Source organism: Pseudomonas sp. SWRI51, from assembly GCF_014268825.1.
Taxonomy (GTDB): domain Bacteria; phylum Pseudomonadota; class Gammaproteobacteria; order Pseudomonadales; family Pseudomonadaceae; genus Aquipseudomonas; species Aquipseudomonas farsensis.
Genome location: NZ_JABWRG010000160.1, coordinates 1 through 4,718 on the forward strand (window position 1 = coordinate 1; position 4,718 = coordinate 4,718).

The window sequence follows — 4,718 nt, forward strand, 5'->3', positions numbered from 1 at the left end:
ACGTTCTTCTCAGTCAGACTGACGTCGGTGTCAACCTTCACGTCTGGGCTGCGGGTGATGCTTTCACCCGGCCGGACGACCGCATTACTGAGGGTCTGGGTGCCAGTGATACTGACGTCACCGCCGGCCTGAACCACCGCCTGGGTGGCAACATCGCCTGATGTCTGGACGACGCTGTAGCCAGTGCGCACGCCGATCCTGATCGAACTCAGCGGCATCGTGGTGGGCTTGTAACTTGCCGAATCCGGGTTGTGATAATTGTTGTAGGTGGGGATACGGGCGACGAAGCCGTAGTACTCGTTACGGTCTTTGGTGTAGACGTAATAACCGGAGGTACGCTGCTCACCACCACCGGCGCCCGTGTTCCAGAAGTTGCTGGCGGTGATGGACAGGTCGTTCACCGCTGAAACGGTGCTGTATTGGTTGTCGAAAGACTCGCCGCTGAAGCTGAGGTAGCCACCAGCGACCAGATTTGCGCGCGCAGAGTCTTCGGTTATCTGGGTACCGTAGACCTCAACCACACGGTAGTCGGCTTCACAGTGTTCGCCTTTGCAGTCGTCAGTGTTCATCAGCCTGATCGAACCTGACACCTGCTGCAGGCTGGTTTTGAACACTTCCTTGCGGTTGATCAGGCTGTCGGCCAGAAGGCGCATGTCGCCGGCGCTTTCCAGTGTGCCGGAGATGTTCTCGATCAGGCTTGCCCGCTGCTGGCTGGCGTCCTTGGCGATGTCCAGGGAGCCGAGGCTGTACAGGGTGCCGCGCAGGTTGGTCAGGCTGTCGGTATGCACCAGCATATCGGCGCCACTGAAGATCAAGCCATCCTGGTTGAGCAGCGTTTGCGACTCGACGCTCAACTGCTGGCCAGCCCCTAGGGTGCCGGTGTTGGTCAGGTTGTCGACCTGCAGCACGAGGTCGTTGGCTGCGGTGATGCGCCCGGCGTTCACCAGGCTGGTGCCAAGGTGGTAGGTGCCCTCGCCGGCGCTTCGAACGTCGGCATGTTCACCGAAGCTCGCGCTGGTCGCGCTGATGGTCATGTCGCCCTGGCTCAGCAGGCTGCCGTTGCCGCTGTAGGTGCCGGTCAGGATCAGCTCCAGCGAGCCATTGGTTTCGATGTGCCCATCGTTGACCCAACTGCCGCCACTGGCTTCGATCGACTCAGCCGAGAGCAGCTTGCCGTCGGCGGTCTGAATCAGTTTGCCAACCTTGAGCGTCAGTTTTTTTGCCTGCAGGGCGCTGGTGTTGGTCCAGTCGTCAACCTCCAGGCTGAGCGCGCCGTTGGTAATGAAACTGCCACCTGCCTGGCCGGCATCGGCGAGGCTAACGTCAAAACCCTGATCGCCGGCATGGCGCAGAGCGCCACCTTGGTTGCTCAGCCCCATGCTGTTCAGGGCGAAGCTGGCGTTGTTGATTTCCACAAGGCCGGCATCGTTGTTGAACAGGCCGCCCAAGGTGAATTGGCTCTTGCCATCGCTCCCCAGCGCCCGCAGTTGGCCCTTGGTGTTGCTTGCGGAGCCTGCATTGATCTCAAGGCTGTCCGCTGCTTCGACCAAGCCCTCGTCGTTGTTCAGAGCGCCTTCGAGGGCCAGGACGATCTGCTGGCCATTGACGGTGCCCTTGCGGTTGTCGAGCGAAGCCGCCGTTACCTTGAGCGGCCCTTCCTGGGCCTGCAGCACGCCTTGCTGGTTGATCAGTTCACCCGCTTTCAGGTCGAGTTGGCCGCTACCGGCGATGACTTTACCGAGGGTATTGTCGAGCGCTTTGGTGGTCGTGACGTCCACGCCTGCTTTACTGGCCTGCAAGGTGCCGCCCTGGTTGTCCAGGCTCTCTGCTCGAACCGTCAGGGTGGCGGCCTTGCTCAGTATCAAACCGTCGTCGCTGTTGTTCAGCGCCTGCTCAACCGTGATCTCCATCGCCTGCTGACTGAGCAGCACACCGCCAAGGTTCGTCAGCGAACCGGCCTTGATCGTTGCCTGGCCTGCTGCTATCTGAGCGCCCGTATTGTCGAGCGACTGCAGGTCGGTGCTGAGGGCGCCAGTGGCGACAATCTTGCCGCGGTTGGTCAGCTCGCCGCCGTTGATCTCAAGGGCGCCGTGGATGTTGCTGCTACCGTCGGCATTGACACCGGCTTGCACGCTGCCTTGGTTGACGATGTGCTGGCCGCCCAGGCGCACTTCATCGCGGGCTGCCAGGCTTTTGTCCTGCTCCAAGGTCAGCTTGTCTTGTGCTTGCACGTTGGCCTTGCCGCCGGCATAGGCGCTGTCGGTGAGCGTAATGTCCTGGGCCTGGATGTCGAGGTTGCCACTTGCCGATATGCGAGCGGTCGTCACCTCACCATTGGCGTCGATCTGAATATCGCCCGCGCTGGCAACCAGGTCGCCCGCCGTTTTGACCCCGACGCCTTCCTCGGTGCCGACCAGGCGGATGGCGCCCGCGTACATGCCGCCAAGTGCCGAGGCATCGATGGCCAACTGCGGCTTGGTGCTGCCGTCATCCGCGCGGGCGACCGCATCGAGGGTCTTGGCATCGACGTCGTTGCGCCCGGCGACGATGGTCAGCTTCTTCGCGTGGATCTGGGCATTGATCTGCGCGGACCGCGTGATGATCTCGACGCTGTCGATGTTGCTGGCGTTCAGACCAGTCCCCTCGATGGCGACCGTACCGTCATCGACCTGGAAGCGCTCCAGGCGCCCTCCCTTGCCGATCACCGGCTTGCCCGTGGTCAAAGTCGCCTGGGGTGTATTGATGAAGCCGCAGCCGCTGCAGGTGATGCCGTAGGGGTTGGCGACGATGACACGGGCAGACTGCCCGGCCACCTCGGTGTAGCCCTTGAGCTGGCTGGGGCTGCCGCCGATAACTTCGTTGAGGATGACCTGTGCCGAGCCGCTTTTGGTCAAGTTCGGGTTGCCGATGACATGGCCGCCCAACTGCGTGTACGACGTTTGCGTCGACCCGTTGTTGAGGATGAGCCCTTGTGTGCCGACGTTGTAGTCATGGAAGACGTTATGGGACAGCCCTGTGCCGTTCGGTGTGGCAATGTTGATGACCTGCACGCCATTGGCCGAATGGTCGAGCTTGACGCCCGGCGTCACCACGACGATGCCCTCGGCCTGCGCCCAGAGGGGCTGCCAGAACATGACGTTGGCCAACAGGAAAGCGAGCGCCCGAGTAGGGATACCCCAGAATCGGTCGCGGGGTTGCTCGGCCGCAGTCAAAAGGCGTGCGAACGGGAAATGAGAACGGGCATCCATGCAGGAGATCTCGGTAGAGTTGGTTCAGAAGAACAGGTCAAGGCGGAAATAAATCGGCGCTTCACGCTCGGTCAGTGCATCGGGGCGTTCGAGTGAGCGTGCGAATGTCACGCTGGTGGCCACGTGTTGACCGCGGGCGAACAGCTCCAGCGAATGGCTGGACATGCGCCCATGCTGGTCTGCGTTGTATTGATCGCCGCGAATCACGCCCACGTCGTAGCCAAGGCTGGTGCCGTACTCGGCGATGACGGGCCGTAGCCATGCCAGCGACACCGGCCGGGTCCAACGCAGGTCGGTGCGCCAGTAACCGCCGCTGTCTCCCGACAGCGACTGGTCCTTGTACCCACGGATCGACGACTGCCCACCCAGGCTGGTGCGCTGGGAGCTGAACAGCACATCTTCGCTGCGCTGGCCGGTCATCAGGCTGGTCAAACTGAATGACTCGCCCCACAGCTCGAAAGGCTGCTGGTAGGTCGCGGTGGCGCTGTACTTGCGGTAGCGCGCGACCGGCTCACCTGCACGCGGATGGCCGTTATCCTGAGCATCAAGCAGGCCAATACCTTGCTGCATGCCCAGGTCGAAGTTGACGAACGCGTTGCCGATGCGGCGGCCGTGATTGATGCCGAACTGCGCTTCGCTGATCCGATTGCTGCTGAACGTGAGCTTGCTGTCTTCGATGAAATTGTTGGTTCGCAGGTAGGAAATGCCGCTGCTCAGGGACGTCTTGCTCACTGCATCACGATGGACCACCCGCTCGGCTAGGAAGGCGTGGGTCTGGGTATCGCCGGTCTGCTTGAAGTTGTAGCCATTGACCGGAATCTGCGAACGGTACTCGCTCTGGCTCAGGCTGTAGGTGAAGTTCCACCATCCCCAGGGCACGTTGTAGTAAAGCGCCGTGCTGCGCGAGGTATGTTGATGGTCGGTCATCGCATCGTGGTTGCCTCGCAACGACAACTGGTCGGCCAGCCCCAGCGGGTTGTCCCAGTCGAGGGTCAGGCCCATCTGTTGCTCGCCAGTGCTGCGCTGCCCGCCATTGTTTCGTGTCAGCCCGGCACGCCAAGGTTTCTGTGGGGTATTGGTGACCTCGACCTCACTACCGCCAACATTCCTGCCCGGCTTGAGCTCCATTTTCGCCTTGTTCGAAGGCAGGCGATTGAGCTGATCGACCATTTGCTCCAGCTCGCGCAGATTAACCAAATCGCCGACATGCCCCGGAAAAGCCATTGAAATCTCGCGATCCGAGAGATGGCTATCAGGGGCAACTTTGACCTGCTCCAGTCGCCCCTCAACGACAAGAATCTGTAAATGTCCAGTTGTCAGCTTTTGCTGAGGCAAATACGCCCGGCTCGTGACCAGGCCCCTCTCGATGTACCGGGCTGTAATCGCCTTGAGCAATGCGTTGAGTTGCGAAACACCGAGGCATTGATTGATGTATGGCCTCAACAGTCGGTCGCGCTCAGGCTCCGATAG

Annotated in this window: 2 protein-coding genes; both read right to left on the reverse strand. The window is 61.3% G+C overall.

Annotation, left to right across the window (positions count from 1 at the left end; genetic code table 11):
* The coding region (locus tag HU720_RS23715) for a filamentous hemagglutinin N-terminal domain-containing protein (protein ID WP_186523561.1) at positions 1-3,248 on the reverse strand (3,248 nt) is incomplete at its 3' end.
* A gap of 24 nt (positions 3,249-3,272) precedes the next feature.
* Positions 3,273-4,718: ShlB/FhaC/HecB family hemolysin secretion/activation protein (locus HU720_RS23720; protein WP_186523562.1), on the reverse strand; the 1,446-nt coding region annotated here is incomplete at its 5' end.